The organism is Actinomadura sp. KC216, assembly GCF_004348535.1.
GTDB lineage: Bacteria > Actinomycetota > Actinomycetes > Streptosporangiales > Streptosporangiaceae > Spirillospora.
This window is the reverse complement of sequence record NZ_SMJX01000044.1, coordinates 20,001-39,887: the sequence shown is the minus strand read 5'-3', so window position 1 is coordinate 39,887 and position 19,887 is coordinate 20,001. Positions and strand designations below refer to the sequence as shown.

At 71.1% G+C, this 19,887-nt stretch carries 18 protein-coding genes and 1 tRNA gene; 9 read left to right on the top strand and 10 right to left on the bottom strand.

All coding sequences use genetic code 11. The annotated features are described in order from the left end of the window. Nucleotides 1-823: 823 nt before the first annotated feature. Nucleotides 824-1,594, bottom strand: a complete 771-nt coding sequence (locus E1264_RS10525; RefSeq protein ID WP_243710852.1) for a DUF2637 domain-containing protein — start codon at nucleotides 1,592-1,594, stop codon at nucleotides 824-826. 193 nt (nucleotides 1,595-1,787) lie between these two features. Between E1264_RS10525 and E1264_RS10520 the strand changes: the two genes are divergently transcribed. After that, nucleotides 1,788-1,869, top strand: a tRNA-Val gene (locus E1264_RS10520). 153 nt (nucleotides 1,870-2,022) lie between these two features. On the opposite strand, the gene E1264_RS10515 is transcribed toward E1264_RS10520, so the two are convergent. Next, complete coding sequence (locus E1264_RS10515; protein WP_132172108.1) at nucleotides 2,023-2,448, bottom strand: hypothetical protein; 426 nt, start codon at nucleotides 2,446-2,448, stop codon at nucleotides 2,023-2,025. Between the two features lie 156 nt (nucleotides 2,449-2,604). Here E1264_RS10515 and E1264_RS10510 point away from each other — a divergent pair, with 156 nt between their 5' ends. Beyond that, nucleotides 2,605-3,654: a helix-turn-helix transcriptional regulator gene (locus E1264_RS10510; RefSeq protein WP_132172106.1), complete on the top strand. Its 1,050-nt coding sequence runs from the start codon at nucleotides 2,605-2,607 to the stop codon at nucleotides 3,652-3,654. Between the two features lie 178 nt (nucleotides 3,655-3,832). Then, nucleotides 3,833-6,019: a DUF1990 family protein gene (locus tag E1264_RS10505; protein ID WP_132172104.1), complete on the top strand. Its 2,187-nt coding sequence runs from the start codon at nucleotides 3,833-3,835 to the stop codon at nucleotides 6,017-6,019. A 365-nt stretch (nucleotides 6,020-6,384) separates the two neighbouring features. Here the strand turns inward: E1264_RS10505 and E1264_RS10500 are convergent, their stop codons facing one another. From E1264_RS10500 to E1264_RS10465, 7 genes are all read right to left on the bottom strand, one after another. Continuing rightward, nucleotides 6,385-6,633 (bottom strand): SCO4226 family nickel-binding protein, encoded by a 249-nt coding sequence (locus E1264_RS10500; protein WP_132172102.1) that lies wholly within the window; start codon nucleotides 6,631-6,633, stop codon nucleotides 6,385-6,387. 347 nt (nucleotides 6,634-6,980) lie between these two features. Further along, nucleotides 6,981-7,409 carry a hypothetical protein gene (locus E1264_RS10495; RefSeq protein ID WP_132172100.1) on the bottom strand — a complete coding sequence of 143 codons (429 nt, stop codon included), beginning with the start codon at nucleotides 7,407-7,409 and terminating at the stop codon, nucleotides 6,981-6,983. 687 nt (nucleotides 7,410-8,096) lie between these two features. Further along, nucleotides 8,097-9,185 (bottom strand): acyl-CoA dehydrogenase family protein, encoded by a 1,089-nt coding sequence (locus E1264_RS10485; RefSeq protein ID WP_132172098.1) that lies wholly within the window; start codon nucleotides 9,183-9,185, stop codon nucleotides 8,097-8,099. After that, on the bottom strand, nucleotides 9,182-10,360 hold the full coding sequence (locus E1264_RS10480; RefSeq protein WP_132172096.1) for an acyl-CoA dehydrogenase family protein: 1,179 nt from the start codon (nucleotides 10,358-10,360) through the stop codon (nucleotides 9,182-9,184). Before E1264_RS10480 ends, E1264_RS10485 begins: the two co-directional genes overlap by 4 nt. Nucleotides 10,361-10,433: 73 nt before the next feature. After that, nucleotides 10,434-11,465 (bottom strand): phosphotransferase family protein, encoded by a 1,032-nt coding sequence (locus E1264_RS10475; RefSeq protein WP_132172094.1) that lies wholly within the window; start codon nucleotides 11,463-11,465, stop codon nucleotides 10,434-10,436. Nucleotides 11,466-11,612: 147 nt separating this feature from the next. Continuing rightward, a complete protein-coding gene (locus tag E1264_RS10470; RefSeq protein ID WP_132172092.1) occupies nucleotides 11,613-12,371 on the bottom strand; it encodes an SDR family oxidoreductase in 759 nt (252 codons plus the stop codon). Further along, on the bottom strand, nucleotides 12,368-12,553 hold the full coding sequence (locus E1264_RS10465) for a hypothetical protein (protein ID WP_207935838.1): 186 nt from the start codon (nucleotides 12,551-12,553) through the stop codon (nucleotides 12,368-12,370). Before E1264_RS10465 ends, E1264_RS10470 begins: the two co-directional genes overlap by 4 nt. Before the next feature lie 192 nt (nucleotides 12,554-12,745). Between E1264_RS10465 and E1264_RS10460 the strand changes: the two genes are divergently transcribed. The 3 genes from E1264_RS10460 (at nucleotide 12,746) to E1264_RS10450 (ending at nucleotide 15,271) form a co-directional block, all read left to right on the top strand. Then, complete coding sequence (locus tag E1264_RS10460) at nucleotides 12,746-13,522, top strand: SDR family oxidoreductase (protein ID WP_132172090.1); 777 nt, start codon at nucleotides 12,746-12,748, stop codon at nucleotides 13,520-13,522. 109 nt (nucleotides 13,523-13,631) lie between these two features. Continuing rightward, nucleotides 13,632-14,093 (top strand): hypothetical protein, encoded by a 462-nt coding sequence (locus E1264_RS10455; RefSeq protein ID WP_132172088.1) that lies wholly within the window; start codon nucleotides 13,632-13,634, stop codon nucleotides 14,091-14,093. Next, nucleotides 14,090-15,271 carry a saccharopine dehydrogenase NADP-binding domain-containing protein gene (locus tag E1264_RS10450; RefSeq protein ID WP_132172086.1) on the top strand — a complete coding sequence of 394 codons (1,182 nt, stop codon included), beginning with the start codon at nucleotides 14,090-14,092 and terminating at the stop codon, nucleotides 15,269-15,271. Before E1264_RS10455 ends, E1264_RS10450 begins: the two co-directional genes overlap by 4 nt. A gap of 94 nt (nucleotides 15,272-15,365) precedes the next feature. Here the strand turns inward: E1264_RS10450 and E1264_RS10445 are convergent, their stop codons facing one another. Continuing rightward, entirely contained in the window at nucleotides 15,366-16,358 is a 993-nt protein-coding gene (locus E1264_RS10445; RefSeq protein ID WP_132172084.1) for a hypothetical protein, read from the bottom strand. A gap of 283 nt (nucleotides 16,359-16,641) precedes the next feature. Between E1264_RS10445 and E1264_RS10440 the strand changes: the two genes are divergently transcribed. From E1264_RS10440 to E1264_RS10430, 3 genes are all read left to right on the top strand, one after another. After that, nucleotides 16,642-17,043 carry a RidA family protein gene (locus tag E1264_RS10440; RefSeq protein WP_165964111.1) on the top strand — a complete coding sequence of 134 codons (402 nt, stop codon included), beginning with the start codon at nucleotides 16,642-16,644 and terminating at the stop codon, nucleotides 17,041-17,043. 161 nt (nucleotides 17,044-17,204) lie between these two features. Next, entirely contained in the window at nucleotides 17,205-18,539 is a 1,335-nt protein-coding gene (locus E1264_RS10435; RefSeq protein WP_132172080.1) for an NAD(P)/FAD-dependent oxidoreductase, read from the top strand. After that, nucleotides 18,536-19,822 carry an NAD(P)/FAD-dependent oxidoreductase gene (locus E1264_RS10430; RefSeq protein ID WP_132172078.1) on the top strand — a complete coding sequence of 429 codons (1,287 nt, stop codon included), beginning with the start codon at nucleotides 18,536-18,538 and terminating at the stop codon, nucleotides 19,820-19,822. The genes E1264_RS10435 and E1264_RS10430 overlap by 4 nt, the downstream gene beginning before the upstream one ends. Nucleotides 19,823-19,887 lie beyond the last annotated feature (65 nt).

The following is a 19,887-nucleotide window of genomic DNA, read 5'->3' as shown; positions in this document are numbered from 1 at the left end:
CTCACCCGCATGATCAAGCACCGCCTCAAAGTGGTCCAGCACCACCCCGACGTGATCGATGGCTGCCTGACCACCACAGGCCTCACCCTCACCACCACACCCGCCAACACCAATTAATCCTGGTTAGCCAGGCCCCGCGCTCTGTGGCACTGGAACGTCGTTCTGTAGACGCCAAATGATCAGGTTGCTCACCCTCGCCACCTCCGGCGTGCTGGAACTGCGGGTGGCCGACAGAGTGCAACGGGCCCAGGCCGCGACCGCGTGCGACAATGTCGCAGGCGGCGGATCAAGTGCCTCTGCCCGGCGACTTCGCCGCCCGGCAGGGCTCGTTCTCGTGCGGGTCTGCGGGAATAGCGTGGGACGACCATGAAGGACATCTTGCATCAGCCTGGGCGAGGCTGGGCGATTCCAAGCGGCTGACCTGCAAGAACCTTGATCCCCGCAGGCAGCCGGGAACGTCTTTCATTGCTGGGGGTCAAGGGGTCGTGGGTTCAAACCCCGCCGTCCCCACAGCAGGCCAAAGGCCGACACCGCTCACTAGGACGACGCTCTCAGCCGAGAACGACGGGAGCATTCATGGTTCCGAACCGTCCTCATCAAGCGCCAAAGAGCAATAATGAATACCGCTGACGTGCGACATCTCGAAAAACAGAGATCAGTCATGATTGCGGACGACCAGGGACCGCACAGGACCCCCACCCTGGCCCTCTCCACCCCACTTCCTTCACTCACCGTATCAGCACGATCCTCGCGCCTCTACGACGAGCCGCCCCCTGGAAACCCGGCCGCGGCACCGTAGATACTACGTGCTCCGCAGGAGACCTCACACCCGCACATTAGCCTGCCGATCGAACCCGCCCAGGAGACCAGTTCGTTTGACCAGACGCCCCCAGCGCTCACACCGCCCAAAGCGCTCAGCGATCACCTTGCCTGCGGGCAACTCCCCCGCCGGTGTCCGATTGGCAACCGCCCAATGCCAAGCCTGGCGTTGAAGCCGGGCCACTGGACCACGGCGGCCCGACAGAACGCCGTCCCCCGCTTCCGTACTAGCAGCCGGTGGCTCCTCAGCGATTCCTACGAGGTCCTCCAAGCCATACTTCCGGACGCCATCGGAACCCTCCGACACATCGACCCGCCTCATAGAAGCTTCATACGAAGCCGGATCATCGATCAGGCTCGTTGGAATCTCGAAGGAGGCCTCAGGACGTTCTGCCACCTGCTCAGAGGCTTCACATGAGACCACTGGGTGCTTCGCTTGCGATGCCCGTCTGACCTGGCGCATCAGCAGTTCATATGCCCCGATCAGCGCGCAACTCGGCCAGGCGGCGATCACACGGCCGATCATCGACGGTTCGGCCGCTGCCACGTTGGCGGCCAGGCTCGCCGCGCTCCCAGCCAGAAGCAAAGTCCACGGCAGCAGGCCACCGCGCCGGCCAGCCCGCGAGTCGGCCAGCAGGGTCAGCGACGACGCCACTATCATCCCGTCCACCGAAACCGGCGACAGCGCCGCACTCCACGAGGTCTCCCCGTACCGGAGAACCAGCTCATACATGTGCTTGTAGGACAGCACCGCCGCAATCCAGGCCAGCACCACAACACTGATCGTGTTGCACCAACGGATTAGCCGATCACCGGGCTGTACTCCGCTGGACGAGGCTGCGAGATCCCCAGAAACCATGATCACTCTCCCGATCAGGGCTGGGCGATATTTGGGCGACGGCAGCTTCCCCGAACGTCGCCGAATATCGCTCAACTGCGCCCTATCGAGGTCCCTGACCTGCGCATTCGTGTGATCCTGCAGGTCGGTTATGATCGCGGACTACCTTGACACGGTAGAGGCCACTGGTTCAATCCCAGTATCGCCCACCACACTCCTGTGCTTGTGTTGCTCACGAGCCAGCATGCCGATCCCATGGCACCGAACCCGTGCCGATCCGATGGGATGGCGGGGTCGATGCCGCGGGCGGCCATGTTCTGTCCGGCCCGCGGCCTGGCGTATTTGATCGGCCCCAGGATGTCGGGTCAGCCGATCACGTGGACGCACACGTCGAGCCGGGCGCTCCAGTGAGTGCGGACTCTGAACATCACCCTGCCGTTGATGACGGCGACGTTCTCGGCGTAGACGTGCGCGTCGCCGATGAACTCCTCCCAGTTGTTGTCCGGGTTGGCCTCGCTGGCCGAGGCGACGACGGGCTGTCCCGGCGACACCGAGACACCCCACCACAGCCGCTCGCCGTCCACGACGTCGAGGTAGCACAGCGTCTTGCCGAAGGACGGCGCCGCCGCGGCGACGCCGTCCTTCACGATGGTGGGGGTACGCGGCTTGGCCTGGCGGGTCGTGGACTTGGACAGGCCGGGCGGGTTCGGCCCCGCGACGGCCGGGAAGGCCGTGCCGAGCAGCAGGCTCGCGGCGCCGAGCACGGGGAGGAACCGGAGGGACTTCTTCATGATCATCCTTTTGATCGGCTGAGCTTTTGGCTGGCCCCTCAAGCGTCACCGGCCGGCCCGCCCGGCTCCATTCCCAAACCTGGGGGTTGCCGTCCGCTCGCTGTACGTGGTTCACCCGATGCCGTCCCGGGGTGGCGGCCGTCCAGACTCGTCCTTATGACGCGATCGCTGGACGGACTGCTCGATGAGCTGCGCACCGCGTCGGGGCTGGGCGCCGGCGCCGACGAGATGGGGGCGGCGCTCCATGGCGTGATCAGACGGCGCGTGGCGCATGACGCGCTGCGCGTGGTGGTCACCAACCCGGCGGCGGGTCTGATGCTGGGCTCGCTCAGCAGCTGCTGGCACCGGTACGAGCCCGAGTTCGTCAGCGCGCTCGTGCTGGACCGGTTCGCGGGCGGGGACCCCTGCCGTCCCGAAGACCTCGCCCGGCGGCCCCTGCCGGTCGGCGTCGTGGACCGCCGAGGCGACCTGCCGCGCCAGCGGCGGACGCGGCAGCTCCTGCAGACCCACGGCGCGGGCAGCGAGCTGCGCCTGCTGTTACGGGATCGGCGGGGCACCTGGGGGTTCGTCGGCCTGGCCCGGGCGGAGGGCGGCACGCCATTCGGTACCCGTGATGTCGAACGGGCCGCACAGCTCGGCCCGGGCCTGGTGAGCATCCTGCGCGGGTTCGCCACGGGCCAGCCGCTGGCGTCGCGCGCCCCCGCATCTCCGGCGGGCGTGATCACCATCGGCCGCGACCACACCATCCGGGCGATCAGCCCCGAGGCGCGGACATGGCTGGCGCATCTGCGCAGGCCGTGGTGGAACACCGCGCCCGACGAGATCCCTGCCCGGTTCGTCGCCGAGCTGTCGCTGGACACCCGAGAACGGGTCCGCGACGGACGCCCCCGCGAGCAGCAGCTCTACGCGTCCTACCTCGACCCGGGCCGGCGGATCGCGGTGCGGGGCCAGCCCCTCGGCGACGATGTGGCCATCGTGATCCAGGCGGCCGTCGGCGACCTGCTTCTCCCCTCGTTCTGCCACTGGCACCAGATCACGCGACGCGAGCGCGAGATGATCGAGCACGTGCGCACCGGCGAACCACCCAAGCGCATCGCCCGCGTCATGAACATCTCCGCGCACACCGTCAACGAGCACCTGAAGTCGATCTACCGCAAGACCGGCGCCGACGGCCGCGACGAACTCTTCGCCGCCCTCACCCACTAGCCCCGCTCTGGTGCGCGGTGCATATGGAGCAAGGGCTGGCTCGGCGGCCTGGCGGCTGGAGGTGTGGCCCGGTTCCGCCTGCCGCGTTCGTTCCCGGACGTGAGCGGTTCGGCCCGGCTGGGTCGGGTATGGCCGGGCCGGACATGACCGACTCCTCGGCCGGAAGGACGTTGATGGGATGACGAGGGGAGCCGCGGGCAGCGCGGCACCGGCGCCGACGTCGGCGCGGTGGCGGCGGCGTGCGCGTGCGGTGCGATGGCCCGCGGGCATGGGCATCGCGGCGTGGCGGTGGCTGCGGCGTTCTCGCCGGGTACCGCGGCGCAGGCTCCGCCTGGGGGTGTTCTCGGACGTCGAACGGTTCCCGCGCAGGGACGGAGCCCGGGTGCAGGGCGCCCCCGAGGGCGTCGGGCCCACCTTCCAGCGGCGCTACATCGTCCGGATCTCCGGCAGCCCCCTGACGGCGGAGCAGCTGGCCGAACGGCTGGGCGAGGATCTCAACGCCGCCTCTCCCGTGGAGATCGCCGTCTTCGACAAAACCTCGGGTGCCGACCGGGGGCTGAAGATCGGGGACGAGTACACGGTCCACATGCCGGGGCCGTGGAACTGCCCCGTGCGGGTGGTGGAGCGGACGGCGGTGTCGTTCCGGTTCGTCACCCTGCGCGGCCACCTGGAGGCCGGTGAGATCGAGTTCCGGGTCGGCGAGGCCCGTGACGGCGACCTGGTGTTCATGATCGAGTCCTGGGCGCGCAGCGGCGACCGGTGGGCGGAGTTCCTCTACGCGAAGATGGGCATCGCGAAGGAGATGCAACTCCACATGTGGACGCACTTCTGCTCGCGGGTCGCCGAGATCTCGGGCGGCCAGATGGTCGGAGACGTCGAAGTCCAGACGGAGCGGAAGGACCTCCCCGGGCGCCGGAGACGGCCGGTCGCCCGCACGGTCGACGCGGCGTTCAGGCGGGGTTTCGTCCTGGCGGCGCGGCTGCGCGACCGGCCCTTGCACCCGAGGGGCCTGGTGTTCGACGCGACGCTGCGCCTGCACGGCACGTCCCAGCGCTGGGGGGCTCCGTTCCTGGACGCCCGCGCGGACCTGCGGGGCAAGGCGCGGCTTTCCCGCGCGGTGGGGCTGCCGCCCGTGCTGCCGGACGTGCTGGGCCTCGCGCTGCGATGGCCGCAGCACGGGTCCGGGGCCGGGCCCGACACCGGCGAACCCGCCGATGACCAGGCCACTGCCGAGCTGCTGCTGGCCACGACGGGCCGCACCCGGCTCGGACGCCACCTGCTGCGCCCCATGACCCGATGGAGCCCCGCGTTCTACGGCTCCCTCCTGGCGTACCGGGTCGGTGACCGCCGTGTCCTCCTCGGCGCCGTCGCCCGGCGGGAACGTGCCCGCCCGGCCGGCCTCGCCACCCTCGCGCGCTCCGTGGCCGAACGGCCGCTGCTCTTCGATCTGGTGGTGGCGACCGACTTCGGCCCCTGGGAGCGTTTCGGGGAACTTCGCCTCACGGGACCCGCCCGGAGCGACGAGCGCGAACCGATGCGGTTCGATCCCGCGCGGCATCCGATCCAGGAGCTGCACCCGGCGGGGCTGTTCCAGCAGGTACGCGGCTCGACCTACGCGGCCGTCCAGCGCTTCGCCCGCCACCGCGCGAACCCCTGCCTTGACTCCCCGTCGCCGGTCGGAAGAGCCCTCCTCATGACACGAAGCACACGAACCCGGGAGCGCATGCGGCGGCTCCACTCCGACCTGCACCGGCGCCCCCTCAACTTCGACCCGGGCCGGCACGACATGGACAGGCCCGAGAGCGGCTGGCACGTCGACGACTACCGGCAGCAGCTGCCCCCCGAGCCGCCCGGCCCTCCGATCCCCGGAGGAAGCTGGGAGGTCGCCCGCCGCCTCATTCGCAACTACCAGTACGCGGACCCGGCCATCATCCGGGAGATCTGCCGGTCGGGTCCGCCCGAGCCGGGCCGGGACATGCTGCTCGAAGCCCGGTTCTACGGGCTGCGCTTCTACCTCGGTCTCCGTGTCGGCGACGTCATCGACACGACCGTCGAGGAGAACGGGCGCCAGGCGCGCGTGTGGGGCTGGAACTACCAGACGCTGGAGGGACACCTCGAACGCGGCCAGATGAGCCAGGAGGTGCGCAAGTGGCTCGACACCGGGGAGGTGGAGTTCCACATCCACGTCTTCTCGCAGGCCGCGGCCTCCCCGCACCCCATCGTCCGTTTCGGCTTCTTCCTTTTCGGCCGGTACATGCAGCTGAAGTTCTACAAGCGGGCGTGCCGGCGCATGAAGACACTGACGGCGGCGACTCTCACCTCGCACCGTGGCACCATCCCCGGACCTGCCCGCCACGGCGCGTGACCGCCCACTCCCGAGCGAGGCCGCCCGCGGTGGTGGCCGGTGAGAACCAACGCGAGAGCAGCGGCCGCGCGACTGGCGAGCCTGCTCAGGCCGCGGGCGAGCAGATCCACGCTGACCGCCTAGTGCGGGCGCTTCCGGACCCGCCGGTCGGACAGGTCCGAATCCTGGGCATCGACGCCTACGCGGGCACGTTCACGGCACCGTGCTGATCGACCCCGCATCATGCGATCTCGCAGACCACGTGCGAACCTTGTGATCGCGTGGGGCCAGGGTGAGCGGTGCAAGATCACATCGTGCGCACGTTCAAGCCGGGCCGGCTCCTTGACCAGGCGAACCATCCACACGATCCGGCTTCGACCGGGCCGTCAGACGCTCAACGGGACAGGGTGGATCTCGTCGGCGCGGTGACCGGCACGCTCGTGGACGCGCTGCACGGCGGCGGCGTCGGGAGCCTCCGACAGGCAGTAAACCGTGCCGGACTCCGGGTCGGCCCAGGCCCGCTCGAAGGCGACACCTTCCTCGTCTTGGATGGCGAGGTCGGCCGCGTGGGCTTGCCTGAGCTGGTCGGCGGATATTCCGGTCATACCGTGGTGGACGTCCATGAACTTGGACATTGTGGTTCCTCCCCCGGTTCGAACACCCCGGCCCGAAGCCGGGTTCACGACCAAGACGGACCCCATGTTCTCGAAACCGATCGCCGCTTCCACTGTATCGCCGCCCTCTCGCTGAGCGTCAAGGCACTCAGGACGCGGTACGTGCGGGGCCCACGCCTTGCACGGCGAAGGCGCCCTCGTAGCGGATGCGGCCGTGGAGGAGGTCTGGCCGTTCACCATCGCGCCGGCGCATCGTGGTCGACCCGGGTCTCGACCACCTGTACGTCAGACAGTCGTCACTCCGCAGCCCTCACTGCGAAGGCCTCCGACCCGGACACCATGATCAGCGTGCCCGGGTCGATGTGCCGTTAGCAGATATCGAGGCGATTGAAGTCGTACGTCGCGTAGTCCGGGACGGTGTGGATCCTGTCGTCCGCTGGGATGCGGACACTGTACCTGGGTCCCCAGAAATGGACTTGGGCTCCGCCAGTCTGGTTGTTGAGAACGGCGAGAGCGTCGATGAAGTTCGAGAGCGACCGCGTATCGCACTTGAACAGGTGGAAGACACTGTGTTTGCCGTCGCCTTGGCCAACCGACACGCAGGCGATTCCATCTGCCCAGGCGCACAGAGCCAGCGCCGCGTTCCGATCGGCACTCGACACATTCCGCTGTACCCACTCGCCTGATAACAGCGGGTGGATCTGCGGCGTCCATGCGCTCGTTCCGGCCGCACCGTTCGGTGCCGCCTGTGCCGGTGCCTGCGCTGCCAGCGACACAAGGGCCACTGCGGCGATCATCGTCACGACCATTGCAGCCGCCCGGTTTCTGATTCTTCTCATCTCACTCCATCTCCTCTGCAGTCGCAACCGATGCAGTCATTCGTGCTGATGGCGGTCCCTGGATGCGGTGTAGCCGGTCACGGTTAGGGAGCGCGCCGGGGCGTGTGTCGATGGGGGCTTCCGCTCTCTGCCCGCCAGGTGGGCCACCGTGCAACTCTCAGCAGTGAAAAGGGCAATTCAACGGCGGGAGGTGCAGGACGGCCCTGTCTCAGGATGACCCATTCGGTTGCTTGAGTCACTACGTTCGGCGGACGGGCTCGAATTCGTCCGCATGTGGCCGTGCGAATGCTCCGGGAGTTGGTCGAGGCCGAGGCCCACGGCCCGGATCGGCGCGGAGTGGAACGAGCACACCGACACACGCACCGCGCTGCGCATAAGCAACAACCCCAGAGTTCTCCGAGCCCTCCACGTCTCTGTAGTCCCAGGGCCTAAGCGTTCTTCTGGGATCTATGCCGGTTCTGCAATCTGAAACCAGCTCAGAATTCCTGAATTTCTATCATCTTGGTCGTTCTCTTGCGGGCTGGGTGAAGGCGAGAGGCCGAGGTTGAGTCTGGCTGCCGTCCGGGATCGGCGGGTGGCATCCCAGGTCGCGGCACTCGTGGCCGTCCACGGTGACCGCGGCCTGTGCCGTCGGCTTCCCGCCGGTCATCGCGGTAGATCCGCCAGGTCGGCGAGGCGGGCGCGGTGCCGGCCCGGGGTGCCCAGTGCGATCTGGTCGGACTTCGCCCGCTTGAGGTACAGGTGTGCCGGATGCTCCCAGGTCATTCCGATCCCGGCGTGTAGCTGCACCGCCTCCTCGGCGGCCAGGACGGCGAGGTCGCTGCAGTAGGCCTGCGCCACCGCGGTCGCCACCGCGGCGTCCGCGTCTCCGGCGGCGAGGGCCGCCGCGGCGTACCGGGCGGCCGCGGCCGCGGACTCCACTCCGGTGTACAGGTCGGCCAGCCGGTGCTTGAGGGCTTGGAAGCCGCCTACCACCCGGCCGAACTGGCGCCGCTCCTTGAGGTAGGCGACCGTGGTGTCCAGACACCATCGAGCGACGCCCACCTGCTCCGAGGCCAGCAACGCCGCCCCTGCCGCGAGGGCCCGCCGTACCGCCGGTCCAGCGCCAGCGCTGATCAGCGTGCCCGTGACGTGGTCGAGGGTCACGTCCGCGAGTTGGCGGGTCATGTCGAGTGAGATGAGGGGTGTCATCAAAGCGTCCGACGTAGCGACGGCGTAAACGGCAAGGCCCTCCGGAGTTGACGCGGGAACCAGTAGAAGGTCCGCTTCCAACGCACCCGCGACACTGGTGACTCGACCGGCGAGCCGTTCGCCGTCAGCGCGGACGGCAGGGACGGGCCCGTCAGGGGCCGTCGACCACGGCACGACGAGTGCGGCCGTACGCTCACCCGTCGCCACCTGTTCGAGCGTCTCCGCGCGGGATTCCGAGAGCAGCGTGGTAGCGACGACGGCGCTGGTGAGGAACGGCACCGGCGCCGCCGTACGCCCCAGTTCCTCCAGCACGACCGCCGCCTCCCGCGCCGTCGCACCTTGCCCGCCGTGCTCCTCGGGAACGAGCAGTCCGGCCAGGCCGAGATCGGTCGACAGCGTCTTCCAGAGCCCGTCGACCAGCGACCGGTCGCCGTCGTACACCGCGATGACCATAGGCGCGGGACAGCGGGCGGCCAGCAGGTCGCGGACGCTGGCGCGCAGATCGTCCTCGATCTCGGTGTAGGTCAGGTCGAGCTCGCTCACCTGGGGATCTCCTTCCAGGGGACGTCCTTGTCGGAACGCTGTTCGCCCGGGAGGCCCAGCACCCGCTCGGCGACGATGTTGCGCAGGATCTCCGAGGTCCCGCCCTCGATGGAGTTGCCCTTGGCCCGCAAGTAGCGGTAGCCGGCGTCCCGCCCGGTGAAGTCCACGCGGTCGGGTCGGATCATGGTCCAATCGGAATAGCGCAGGCCCTCCTCGCCGAGGAGTTCCAGTTCGAGTCCGGAGAGCCGCTGACTCAGCCGGGCGAACGTCAGCTTCATGGCCGACCCCTCCGGGCCGGCCTGGCCCTGGGCGAGCTTCTGCCGCAGCCGCGCCCCGGCGAGCCGGGCGACCTCGGACTCCACCCACAGCCGCAACAGCCGGTCGTGCAGATCGGGGGTCCGCAGTTCGGGACGCTCGCGCCAGGTGCGGGCGACCACGCCGATCATGCCGCCCTCGCGCGGCGCCGCCTTGCCCCCGATCGCCACCCGTTCGTGGTTGAGCGTCGCGTTCGCGACGGCCCAGCCCTCGCCCTCGGCGCCGAGGCGCATGCCGTCCGGGATCCGGACGTCGGTGAGGAACACCTCGTTGAACTCGGCCTCGCCTGTGATCTGCCGTAGCGGGCGCACGTCGACCCCGGGATCGGTCATGTCGCAGAGGAAGTAGGTCATCCCACGGTGCTTGGGCACGTCCGGGTCGGTGCGCGCGACCAGGATCGCGAAGCGTGCGAGGTGAGCGCCGGACGTCCAGACCTTCTGCCCGTTGACGAGCCAGCCGTCGCCGTCACGCACCGCGCGGGTCGCCAGGGCCGCCAGGTCGGAGCCCGCGCCCGGCTCGCTGAACAGCTGGCACCAGATCTCTTCCCCGGTCCACAACGGCCGCAGATAGCGTCGCTTCTGCTCCTCCGTGCCGAACGCGAGGATGGTCGGGGCGGCCATACCGAGCCCGATGCCGTTGGCCTGCGGGTCGTTGTCCGGTGCCCCCGCCTCCTCGAACAGCCGGTCCACCTCGGGTTGCAGCGATTGTTCCGCGCCGAATCCGCCGTGGCCTACCGGGTAGTGCACCCAGGCGAGTCCGGCGTCATAGCGGGCGTGCAGGAATGCCAGTCGCTCGGTCGTCGCGGGGTCGTGGGCCGCCAGGAACTCCTCGACCCGCCCTCGCAGCTCGTCGATGGTCATCGTGCCTCCTTACGATCGTGCGGCCCCCTACGCGCCAGCGCCTCCGTGTTTCGTCAGGCGGGTGGGACCGCCGTCAGAAGTGCTCGGTCAGCGCGGCCAATCCGCCGTCGAGCAGGGGGTGGATCACCGGCCCGATGCCGTCGAAGCCCTCCCCCACGGTCAGGCCGCGAAGATGCCGGTGGTGAATGCCTTCCAGAATGGCCGCGAGCTTGTACGAGGCGAGTCCCAGATAGAAGCCGAAGCGGGACATGTCGCGCCCGCTGTGCGCGGCGTACCGCTCGATGATCTCGGCCTCGGAGAGGTAGCCGGGGGCCGAGGCGACGTCGACGATGGAGTCGCCGGTGGCGGCGCCGCCGAGCCGGCCGTAGACGGTCAACAACGCGACGTCGGTCAGCGGGTCGCCGAGCGTCGCCATCTCCCAGTCGATCACCGCGGCCGGCCGGTCGCGGTCGTCGACGAGGACGTTGTCGAGCCGGTAGTCGCCGTGCACGATGCCCGTCGCCGATTCGGCGGGGACATCCGCGCTGAGGCGGGCGTGGAGCTCGTCGGCCGCGGGCAGATCGCGGGTGCGCGACGCGTCGAACTGCGCTTTCCAGCGACTCACCTGCCGCGCGAGAAAGCCCTCCGGACGGCCGAAGCCGTCCAGGCCCACCGCCCCCGGCTCGACCCGGTGCAGCATCGCCAGCGTGTCGACCAGCGCCGTCGAGATCTCCCGGGCCCGGTCGGGGCCGAGCGGCGCCAGCTCGGCGGCGAACCGGTAGGTGCGGCCCCGCACGCGCTCCATCACGTAGAACGGCGCGCCGAGGACGTCCTCGTCCTGGCACAGGGCGTAGGTGCGGGGCACGGGAACGCCGGTCGCCTGTAGCGCTGCCATGACCCGGTACTCGCGCGCCATGTCGTGCGCCGTGGCCAGCCTGTGCCCGAGCGGCGGACGGCGGACGATCCAGGTGCCGGTGCCGCCGGTGACCTCATAGGTCAGGTTCGACTTGCCGCCGGCGATCAACCTCGCCTCGAGCGGACCGCCCGCACCCGGAACCGTGAGCGACATCCAGTCGCCGAGACGCCCCAGATCCAGGCCAGGAGGATCGTGACTCGCCGCCCGCATCAGGGCACCAGGGCCCTGACGGACTCGGCGGAAGCCGGTTCGAGCGCAGCGTCAGCAGCGGAGGTCATGACACGGCTCCCTCTGTGTAGGGACGGCTTGTCCCCTCGGTGCAGGATCGACTCGGCGACGGCGCCCTGGCTCATCGGCTCACTCGCCGCCCGCGGTGAGGCTGACGCCGCCGTCGACGACCACGGTCCGGCCCGTCATCCAGGCGGCGTCCGCGGAGAGCAGGAACGCGACCACGCCGCCGATGTCGTCGGGCTCCCCGAGCCGCCTGAGGGGGTAGGCGCGCCGTGCCTCGTCCTCGCGGCCCTCGTAGAGCGCGGTCGCGAACCTCGTCTTGACCACGGCCGGGGCGACGCCGTTGACCCGGATTCCGGGGCCGAGCTCGGCGGCCAGCTGCTCGGTCATCGAGTTCAGCATCGCCTTGGTGGCGCCGTAGAACCCGATGCCCGGCGCGGACCTGACGGCGGACAGCGAGGAGACGTTCACGATCGCGCCGCCGTGGTCCCCCATCCACGCCCGGTGGACCTTCTGGACCCATGACAGCGCGGCCAGGCAGTTGACCTCGAAGATCTTCCGGGCGGCGCCGAGGTCGAGCTCGGTCATCGGACCGTACACCGGGTTGACGCCGGCGCTGTTGACCAGGAAGTCGACGCTGCCGAAGGAGCGGATCGCCCGCCGGATCGCGTCGTCCTGGTGCCCGGGGTCGTCGGCCTTGCCGGCGACGCCCAGCGCGTGTCCCGCGCCGCCGAGCCGTTCGACGGCCTCGTCCAGCGCGTCCTTCCTGCGGGCGGTGACGACGACCTTGGCGCCGTCGGCGGCCAGCCTCGCGGCGACGGCCAGGCCGATGCCCCGGCTCGCCCCGGTCACGATCGCGGTCCGGCCGGCGAAGCGCCCGGTCACGACAGCCGCTCCACGGCCATCGCGCCGCCGTTGACGTTGAGCCTCTCCTCGTCGACGCCCAGGTCGACGTCCGCGCTGCTCAAGCCCGCGAGCGCCCGGCGGGACGCCTCGACCGGCGAGAACAGGTCGGGCAGGAGGCCGATCGGCGACCGGGCGGTGGCCACGGTGACGGCTTCGGGCATGGGCGCTCCTCACACTTGCGCGGCACGTCGCCGGCGGGGCCACCCTGCCGCAGCCGTGAGCCGGCCCCGCCGCCCGCGCGCCACGCGCGCCCACCTGGGGGATGTGTGACCTCGCCCACCTCGGATCACCCAGGTGGGCGTGTTTCGGGGGGACGCGACGCCGATCGGGACCGGCGTCGGCATCCTTCCGGCATGACTACGACTGCCACGATCCCCTCCGCCTTCGACCTGACCGGGCGGCGCACCCTCGTCACCGGCGCGAGCCGCGGCATCGGGCGCGCCATCGCGGTGGGCTTCGCGCGGCTGGGCGCCCATGTCGTCGGCGCGGCCCGCTCGGAGAAGGGGCTGGAGGAGACCGCCGAGCTCGCCGCCGACGCGGCCGGGAGCTTCGAGCCGTACGCCGTGGACCTGCGCTCCCCGAGCTCCGTCGAGGAGTGCGTCGCGCACGCGGCGGAGTCCCTCGGCGGCCTCGACGTGCTGGTGAACAACGCCGCCGACGACCACGACTCCCCGATCGAGGCGACGGACCTCTCGGTGTTCCAGCGCGTCGTGGAGCTGAACCTGCAGTCCTGCTGGGTGATGATCCGTGCCGCGTCGCCGCACCTGCAGGACGGCGGCGGCAAGGTCATCAACATCGCGTCCGTGCTCGGTCTGGTGGCGATACGGGACGACAGCGCGTACATCGCGGCCAAGCACGGCCTGATCGGGGTCACCCGGGCGGTGGCGCTGGAGTGGGCGCGCAAGGGCGTCCAGGTCAACGCGATCGCCCCCGGCTACGTCGAGACGGCGATGCTGCCCGACCTCAACGCGAACGAGGCGGTGGCCGAGTACATCCGCCGCAGCGTGCCGATGGGACGCTGGTCGCAGCCGGACGAGTACACGGCTCCGGCGGTGTTCCTGGCCTCGGCCGCGTCGGACTACGTGACCGGACAGGTCCTGGTCGTCGACGGCGGGCTGACCGCCCAATGACCCCGGTCGCGATCGGCGGCTGTGGCCTGATGGGTTCGGCGCCGGCGCGTGCGCTCGCCGCCGGCGGCCACGACGTGGCCCCTCGGAACCGGACACCGGAGCCGACCGAGTGGGCGCCGCGAACGTGCTCGAAACGGCGATCATCGGCGCCTTCTACGTGACCGCGGTGGGCGCGTACGTCGAGGCGGCGACGTACGCGCCCTCGCAGGGCGTGCCCGCGGAGATGCTCCGCGAGACGACGCGTCTCGCGCTGAGGACGCTCGGCCGCGGCACCAAGGAGGCCGCGGCCGCGATCGAGAGCGGCGATCACCGGACGGACCAGGCGACCCTGGAGACCTACGCGGAAGGCGCACGGCACGGCCTGGACGCCATGAGGGCCGCGGGCCACCGTGCGCGCCTGCTCGCCGCCGCCGTCGAGACCCTCGACGCCGCCCGAGCGGCCGGCCTGGGCGGGCTCGGCATCTACGCGCAGACCGAGATCGTCCAGGACGGCGGCAGCTCCCCCAGGTGGGCACAGAGCGGGACACGCCCGCCGGCAACCCGCCGCCGCGCCACGACGATGCCTCCATGACCAACTCCTCTGCGAAGCAGGCCGGGCACAAGCGGATCCTCGTGACCGGCGGCGCCGGCGAGATGGGCGCCTACGCGTGCCGTGCGCTGGCCAAGGCCGACGGGGTCGGGCAGGTCCTCGTCGCCGACCGTGACCGGCGGAAGGCCGAGCGCCTGGCCGCCGAACTCGGCCCCGGGGCGACGCCGCTCGTGCTCGACATCGCCGACGCCGACGCGCTGAACGGCGCCCTCGCGGGCGTCGACATCGTGCTGAACACCGCCGGGCCGTTCTACCGCTTCGGCCGCGAGGTCCTCAGCGCGGCGATCGCCACGAGCACGAACTACCTCGACATCTGCGACGACTGGGAACCCACGCTGGAGATGCTCGAACTCGACGACGCGGCGCGTGCCGCGGGCGTCACCGCGGTGATCGGCATGGGCGCGAGCCCGGGCACGAGCAACCTGCTCGCCCTGCTCGCGATGAACCGGTGCGACACCGTCGACCGGGTCTACACCGCCTGGCGCGCCGGCGCACTCCCGTACCCGACCCCCGAGGACCCGGACCCGCAGCCGAACGCCGCGCTCGAACACTGGGTGCACAACTGCACCGAGCCGATCAAGACGTGGCGCCGCGGCCGGCTCACCGACGCATGGGCGCTCGAAGAGCTGACGCTCTCCTACCCAGGGCGGGGCGAGGGCCCGGTGTGGGTCTGCGGCCACCCGGAGCCGCTGACGCTGCCGCGCGTGCGCCCGGAGGTCCAGGAGTCGCTGAATCTGATGGTGTCGCGCCGCGGTCTGATGGAGGGCATGCAACGGGTGGCCGCACGCGTCCGCGGCGGCGAGCTGAACGTCACGGCGGCTTCCAGGCAGATCCTGCGCGAGCCGAACACCGGCGGCGCCGCCGCGGGCCCGTCGCCGATCCTCCCGAACCTGTTCGCCGTGGCGGAGGGCACCAAAGACGGCAACGGCATCCGGGTCGGCGCCCGGCCCATCGTGCTGCCGGACGCGAACATGGGCGAGATGACCGGCTACCCGCTGGCGATCGCGACGCTGATGATGGCGCGCGGCGACGTCGACAAGCCGGGCGTGCACGGGCCGGAGGGCGCGGTGGACCCCGAGACCTACTTCCACGAACTGTCGCTCCTCGTCGAGGACCATCCGGGCGGCCCGGTCGTCGAGGTGGTCTCCGAGGAGATCTGACGCGTCCGCTCGGGAAGGCTCTGCCACGTTTCACGCATGGCCGAGCCTGGCCGGACCCGTGTCACGGGTCCGGCCCGCCGTTCGCCGTTCCCGGTCAGCCCACCGGCAACGCCGTGGTCGGGTGGAGCCCGGGCGGGAGGGCCGGCAGGCCGCCGATGGCGCTCACCATCCTCGCCGCGGTCCCCGGGTAGGGGTCGAGTGGCGCGGCCACATGGACGGCGATCTCACTCTGGTCGGCGCCTAGGAGCTGCAACTCCACGCCACCGTCCGAACCCTGGGCCGTTCCGCGTGCCGTCCGGGCCGCGAAGCCGCTCCAGGTCAGGCGAATGCGTTCCGCGCCGTTCTCGTACACGACGACTTCCTGGTCGAAGCCCTCGACCTCGCCGGCCCGCACCTCGACCCCGCCGACCACGGTGTCCGACGACGCCATCGCCAGCCCACCCCGCGATTCGACTCGGTCCCCGGCCAGCCGCAGCGCGTCGGCGATGATGTGCGCGGACTCGCGGAGCAGCAGATCGATCCTGGTCGCGGTGCCGGCGAGGCGGGAGCCGACCCCCAGTTCGTGGACGAGCACATCGGAGCCCCAGGAGGAGATGTCCGAGGCTCGCCGGCCCCGGATCCTGACGGGGGCGGGCAACGCGCTCGCCAGCAACGCCGGCAGGACGTCGAGCCAGAGCCCGGGGATCATGCCGGTGCCGACGATCCGGGAACCGCTGGACATCGCCAGCTCCGACAGCCTCCCGCGGAGTTCCTCGTCCACCGCGATGAGCGGATGGACGAAGCACGCGTGCACCATGTGGACGCCGGCGGCCGCGCACAGCGCCATCGCCTCCTGGTGCCGCTCCCCCGCGAGGCCCGCGTACAGGAGCACGTCGAACCGGCCGGAGCGCACCGCCCGGGCCAGATCGGACACCGTCGCGAGCCCGATCCGATCACCACCGGTCAGGACGCCGATGTCCTGACCGGCTCGCCGGGGCGAGTGCACGACCGCCGCCGTCAGCCGGTACCCCGTCTTCTTCAGTGCGGCGACCAGCTCCCCAGCGGTCCGTCCGCTGCCGTACAGCCCGACTCGAATGTCCCGGCTCACCGCTCAGCTCGCTTCCTTTGTCCCGCCACCGCATCTTGTCCCGCCACCGCATCGACGATCGCGTCCGAGGGGATGACGGTGGCCGCGGAGGTGCTCCCCGGATGCGATGGAAGTCACTCCGGCATCCTTGGCGGGGTGGGAGGCTGCTCACTGGCGAGCGGCGGGACCGCACCCAGATGGGGGATGGTCGACGGGGCAGGCCGGGGACGCGCCGATCCCCCAGGCGGGTGTGCCGAGGCCGGCGACCCATCGGCGCCGCGCCGGAGGCGGTGAGGGTGGCCCCATGACGCTCAAGAAGATCGACCCCGACACCCTCGCTCCCCCGCACGGGCACGCCCAGGTCGTCGTCGCCAGCGGCAGCAGGATCGTCTTTGTTTCCGGCCAGGTGGGCATCGACGCGGACGAGAGACTGGTCGGCGCCGGATACCGGGCGCAAGGCCACCGCGCGGCGATGAACGCGTACGCCGCCGTCACCGGAGCGGGCGGCACGCCGGCCGACATCGTGCGCTTCACCGTGTACGTCGTCGACCCCGCGGCGGCCAACCTTGAGGAGCTGTACGCCGGCCTCGGCGACGCCGCCCGGTCCGCCGGCGCCAAGCGGACCGCGATGACCCTGATCGGGGTCACCGGCCTGTCGATGCCCGGCGCGCTCGTCGAGATCGAGGTGACCGCGGTCATCGACTGACGGGGCGTGAGCGAGTACCTCCCGGTGGGCATCGGCTGACGGCGCTGACCGGGAGGTCCTCGCATGCCCGTCCGCACCGAGGGTCGCGGGTCATCCCCCAGGTGGGCAGAGTGATCCTCGCGTCGCGGGTCCGGTGGCCCGCCGGCGACGAAGCTGACGCCATGATTCTGAGCAACCGCGAGCCTGTGAAGGTCCTCGTGGTGGGCGCCGGTCTGGCCGGACTCACCGCGGCCCGCACGCTCGCCGCGGCCGGCGTCGAGGTGACCGTGTACGAGGCCCGGGACCGTGTCGGCGGACGCACCTACACCGTGCGGGACGGCTTCACCGGCGGGCAGCACGGCGACCTGGGCGGCGAGCTCGTCACCGCCGACTACCACGCCTTGACCGCCCTGTGCGAGGAGGCGGGCGTCGCGCTCTCCGAGCGGGTGTGGATCGAGCGCGAGCAGACCCTTCCCGGGGAGACGCCGCTGGAGGGCTACCTCGCCGATGGGCGCATCATCGTCGAGGGCGGTCTGCTCACCGGAGCCCGGTTCGCCGCGGTCGACGACGAGATCCGCGTCGCGCTGCGCGACACGTCCCCGGCACCGCACGAGGTGATCGAGCAGTGGACCCGCCGCGCCGGGCTCTCGGCCCTGGCCCGGGGCGCACTCGCCGGCATCGGCCGGATGCCGGTGCAGTACGACCCGTCGCAGATCGACGCCCACTACCTCGTCGACGCCCACGTCGGCGCGGTCCGGCGCATCGTCGGGGGCAGCCAGGTGCTGGCGGACACCCTGGCACGCGACCTCGACGTGCGCCTGGAGGCGCCCGTGCGGGCCGTCCGGCAGGCGGGCGGCAGGGTCGAGGTGGAGCTGGAGAACGGTGACAGGATGACCGCCGGCCAGGTCGTGGTGGCGGTACCGCCGTTCGTGCTGCCGACGGTCGGGTTCGACCCGCCCCTGCCGGCCACCCACGTCGGGGCGCTGACGTCCCTGCAACGGGCGTACGGCGGCAAGGTGATCGGACAGTACGCCGAGGGCGACGCCGTGCGCGCGGCCCTCAGCCGCGGCGTGTTCGCCGATGGGCCGCTCAACACCGCATGGGTGAGCAACCACTACGTCACCGAGGGGCCCGCCGTGGTGAGCGGCTTCATCTGCGGTGCGCAGCGGCACGTCCTCGAGTCCGACGGCGACGCCTTCGCCGCGCTCGACGAGGTCGTCCGGATCGCCGTCGGGGAGCCGGTCACCCGGATCGCGGGCCGGCGCAAGAACTGGATGGAAGACCCGTTCGCGCTCGGTATGGGCGCCACGCTGGGTTACACCTTCCGCCGCGCCCTCGTCGCGCAGTTCGCGACGCCCGAACGCCGGGTCCATTTCGCGGGCGACCACACCGACGCCGATCTGCCCGCGACGATGGAGGGTGCCGTGCGCTCGGGCCGACGCGCCGCCGACGAGGTCCTCCGCCAGCCCCGCCGGATGTCCCTGGACGAGATCGACACGGAGTTGGTGCGCGCATGAGCACGATCGTCATCGGCGCCGGCCCCGCGGGCCTCGCCGCCGCACGGAAGCTGACGCGGTACGGCGAGGACGTCGTCGTCCTGGAGGCCCAGCCGCACATCGGCGGACGCACCCGGACGGTCCGCGACCGGCTGCGGCACGGGCAGCCCGCCGACCTCGGCGGCTCGTTCATCGACATCGGCCAGGACAAGATCATCCAAGCCTGCGCCGAGCTCGGTCTCAGGCTGACGCCCCAGATGGCGCTGTTCCCGCCCGACCCGGACGGACGGCTGACCGCGGCGTCGCCGCTGCGCGCCACCCTCGTGGTGGACGGCCGGCGGCTCGACGACGCGGAGCGCGACCGCGTTGCCGACGAGGTCCGCGCGGCGCTCGACGCCGTGCCCCCGTCCCCGACCGAGACCATCCCGGCCTGGGCGGCACGCGCGTGCCTCTCCCCCGTGGCACGCCGCGTCTTCTGCTCGCAGGCCGGTTTCAACCCGGTGCACGAGGCCGCGCAGATCCCGATGTCGATGCTCCAGCCGCCCCATGTCGGCCGGGTCTGCTGGATGCTCGCCGACGGCACGGACTCGCTGGCCTCGGCGCTGGCCGGCGGGCTCGACATCAGGCTGCGGCAGCCGGTCCGGCTGGTGCGCCGCGCCCGCGGCGGGCTGGTCCTGGAGACCGACACCGACCGGTTCACCGCTCGGGACGTGGTCGTCGCGACACCGGTGACACCGACGCTGCGGATCGGGTTCGACCCGGTGCTGCCCGAGTGGAAGGTCAACGCGCTGCTGGCCACGCCGATGGCTCAGGGCGGCAAGGTCATCGGGCAGTACACGAACGGGTCCGAGATCGTCGGCCGCCTCGGTCTCTCCGCCGTCAGCGACGGACCGGTCTCGCTCATCTGGGCGCGTCCGCCCGGCCCGGAGGACACGGTGGTCGTGCTCGGGCTGGTGCCCGACCGCGGTGACGGTGTGCTACGCGACGAAGCGCGGGCGCTGGACGCGCTCGACCGGCTCGTCGGCGCCGCCACCGGGCTGCGGGCCGAACGGCTGGCCGGCATCGCGCAGGACTGGACCCGCGAGCAGTTCGCCGGCGGCGTGGTCTCCGCGCTCCTGGGCGACTTCCCCCGGCTGCCCAGCCTGCTGGCCCAGGCGGTCGGTCCGGTGCACTTCGCGGGCGAGCACACCGCGGAGATGTGGGCGACCGGCATGGACGGCGCCCTCCGCTCGGGCGAGCGTGCGGCCGACGAGGTCTTCCAGCGCCGCAGGCAGCGGGCGTCGAATACGGCGGCGGTCCGCTAGATCCGTCAAGTCCAATCATCCATCAGGCCCGCGGGGCTGGGAGCATCCCCCAACCGGGCCGCTTC

Excerpts from the sequence above, each read along its gene's own strand:
- E1264_RS10515 (WP_132172108.1), bottom strand. The coding sequence starts at position 2,448 with ATGAAGAAGTCCCTCCGGTTCCTCCCCGTGCTCGGCGCCGCGAGCCTG.
- E1264_RS10510 (WP_132172106.1), top strand. The coding sequence starts at position 2,605 with ATGACGCGATCGCTGGACGGACTGCTCGATGAGCTGCGCACCGCGTCG.
- E1264_RS10505 (WP_132172104.1), top strand. The coding sequence starts at position 3,833 with ATGACGAGGGGAGCCGCGGGCAGCGCGGCACCGGCGCCGACGTCGGCG.
- E1264_RS10500 (WP_132172102.1), bottom strand. The coding sequence starts at position 6,633 with ATGTCCAAGTTCATGGACGTCCACCACGGTATGACCGGAATATCCGCC.
- E1264_RS10495 (WP_132172100.1), bottom strand. The coding sequence starts at position 7,409 with ATGATCGCCGCAGTGGCCCTTGTGTCGCTGGCAGCGCAGGCACCGGCA.
- E1264_RS10480 (WP_132172096.1), bottom strand. The coding sequence starts at position 10,360 with ATGACCATCGACGAGCTGCGAGGGCGGGTCGAGGAGTTCCTGGCGGCC.
- E1264_RS10475 (WP_132172094.1), bottom strand. The coding sequence starts at position 11,465 with ATGCGGGCGGCGAGTCACGATCCTCCTGGCCTGGATCTGGGGCGTCTC.
- E1264_RS10465 (WP_207935838.1), bottom strand. The coding sequence starts at position 12,553 with ATGCCCGAAGCCGTCACCGTGGCCACCGCCCGGTCGCCGATCGGCCTC.
- E1264_RS10460 (WP_132172090.1), top strand. The coding sequence starts at position 12,746 with ATGACTACGACTGCCACGATCCCCTCCGCCTTCGACCTGACCGGGCGG.
- E1264_RS10450 (WP_132172086.1), top strand. The coding sequence starts at position 14,090 with ATGACCAACTCCTCTGCGAAGCAGGCCGGGCACAAGCGGATCCTCGTG.
- E1264_RS10440 (WP_165964111.1), top strand. The coding sequence starts at position 16,642 with ATGACGCTCAAGAAGATCGACCCCGACACCCTCGCTCCCCCGCACGGG.
- E1264_RS10435 (WP_132172080.1), top strand. The coding sequence starts at position 17,205 with ATGATTCTGAGCAACCGCGAGCCTGTGAAGGTCCTCGTGGTGGGCGCC.
- E1264_RS10430 (WP_132172078.1), top strand. The coding sequence starts at position 18,536 with ATGAGCACGATCGTCATCGGCGCCGGCCCCGCGGGCCTCGCCGCCGCA.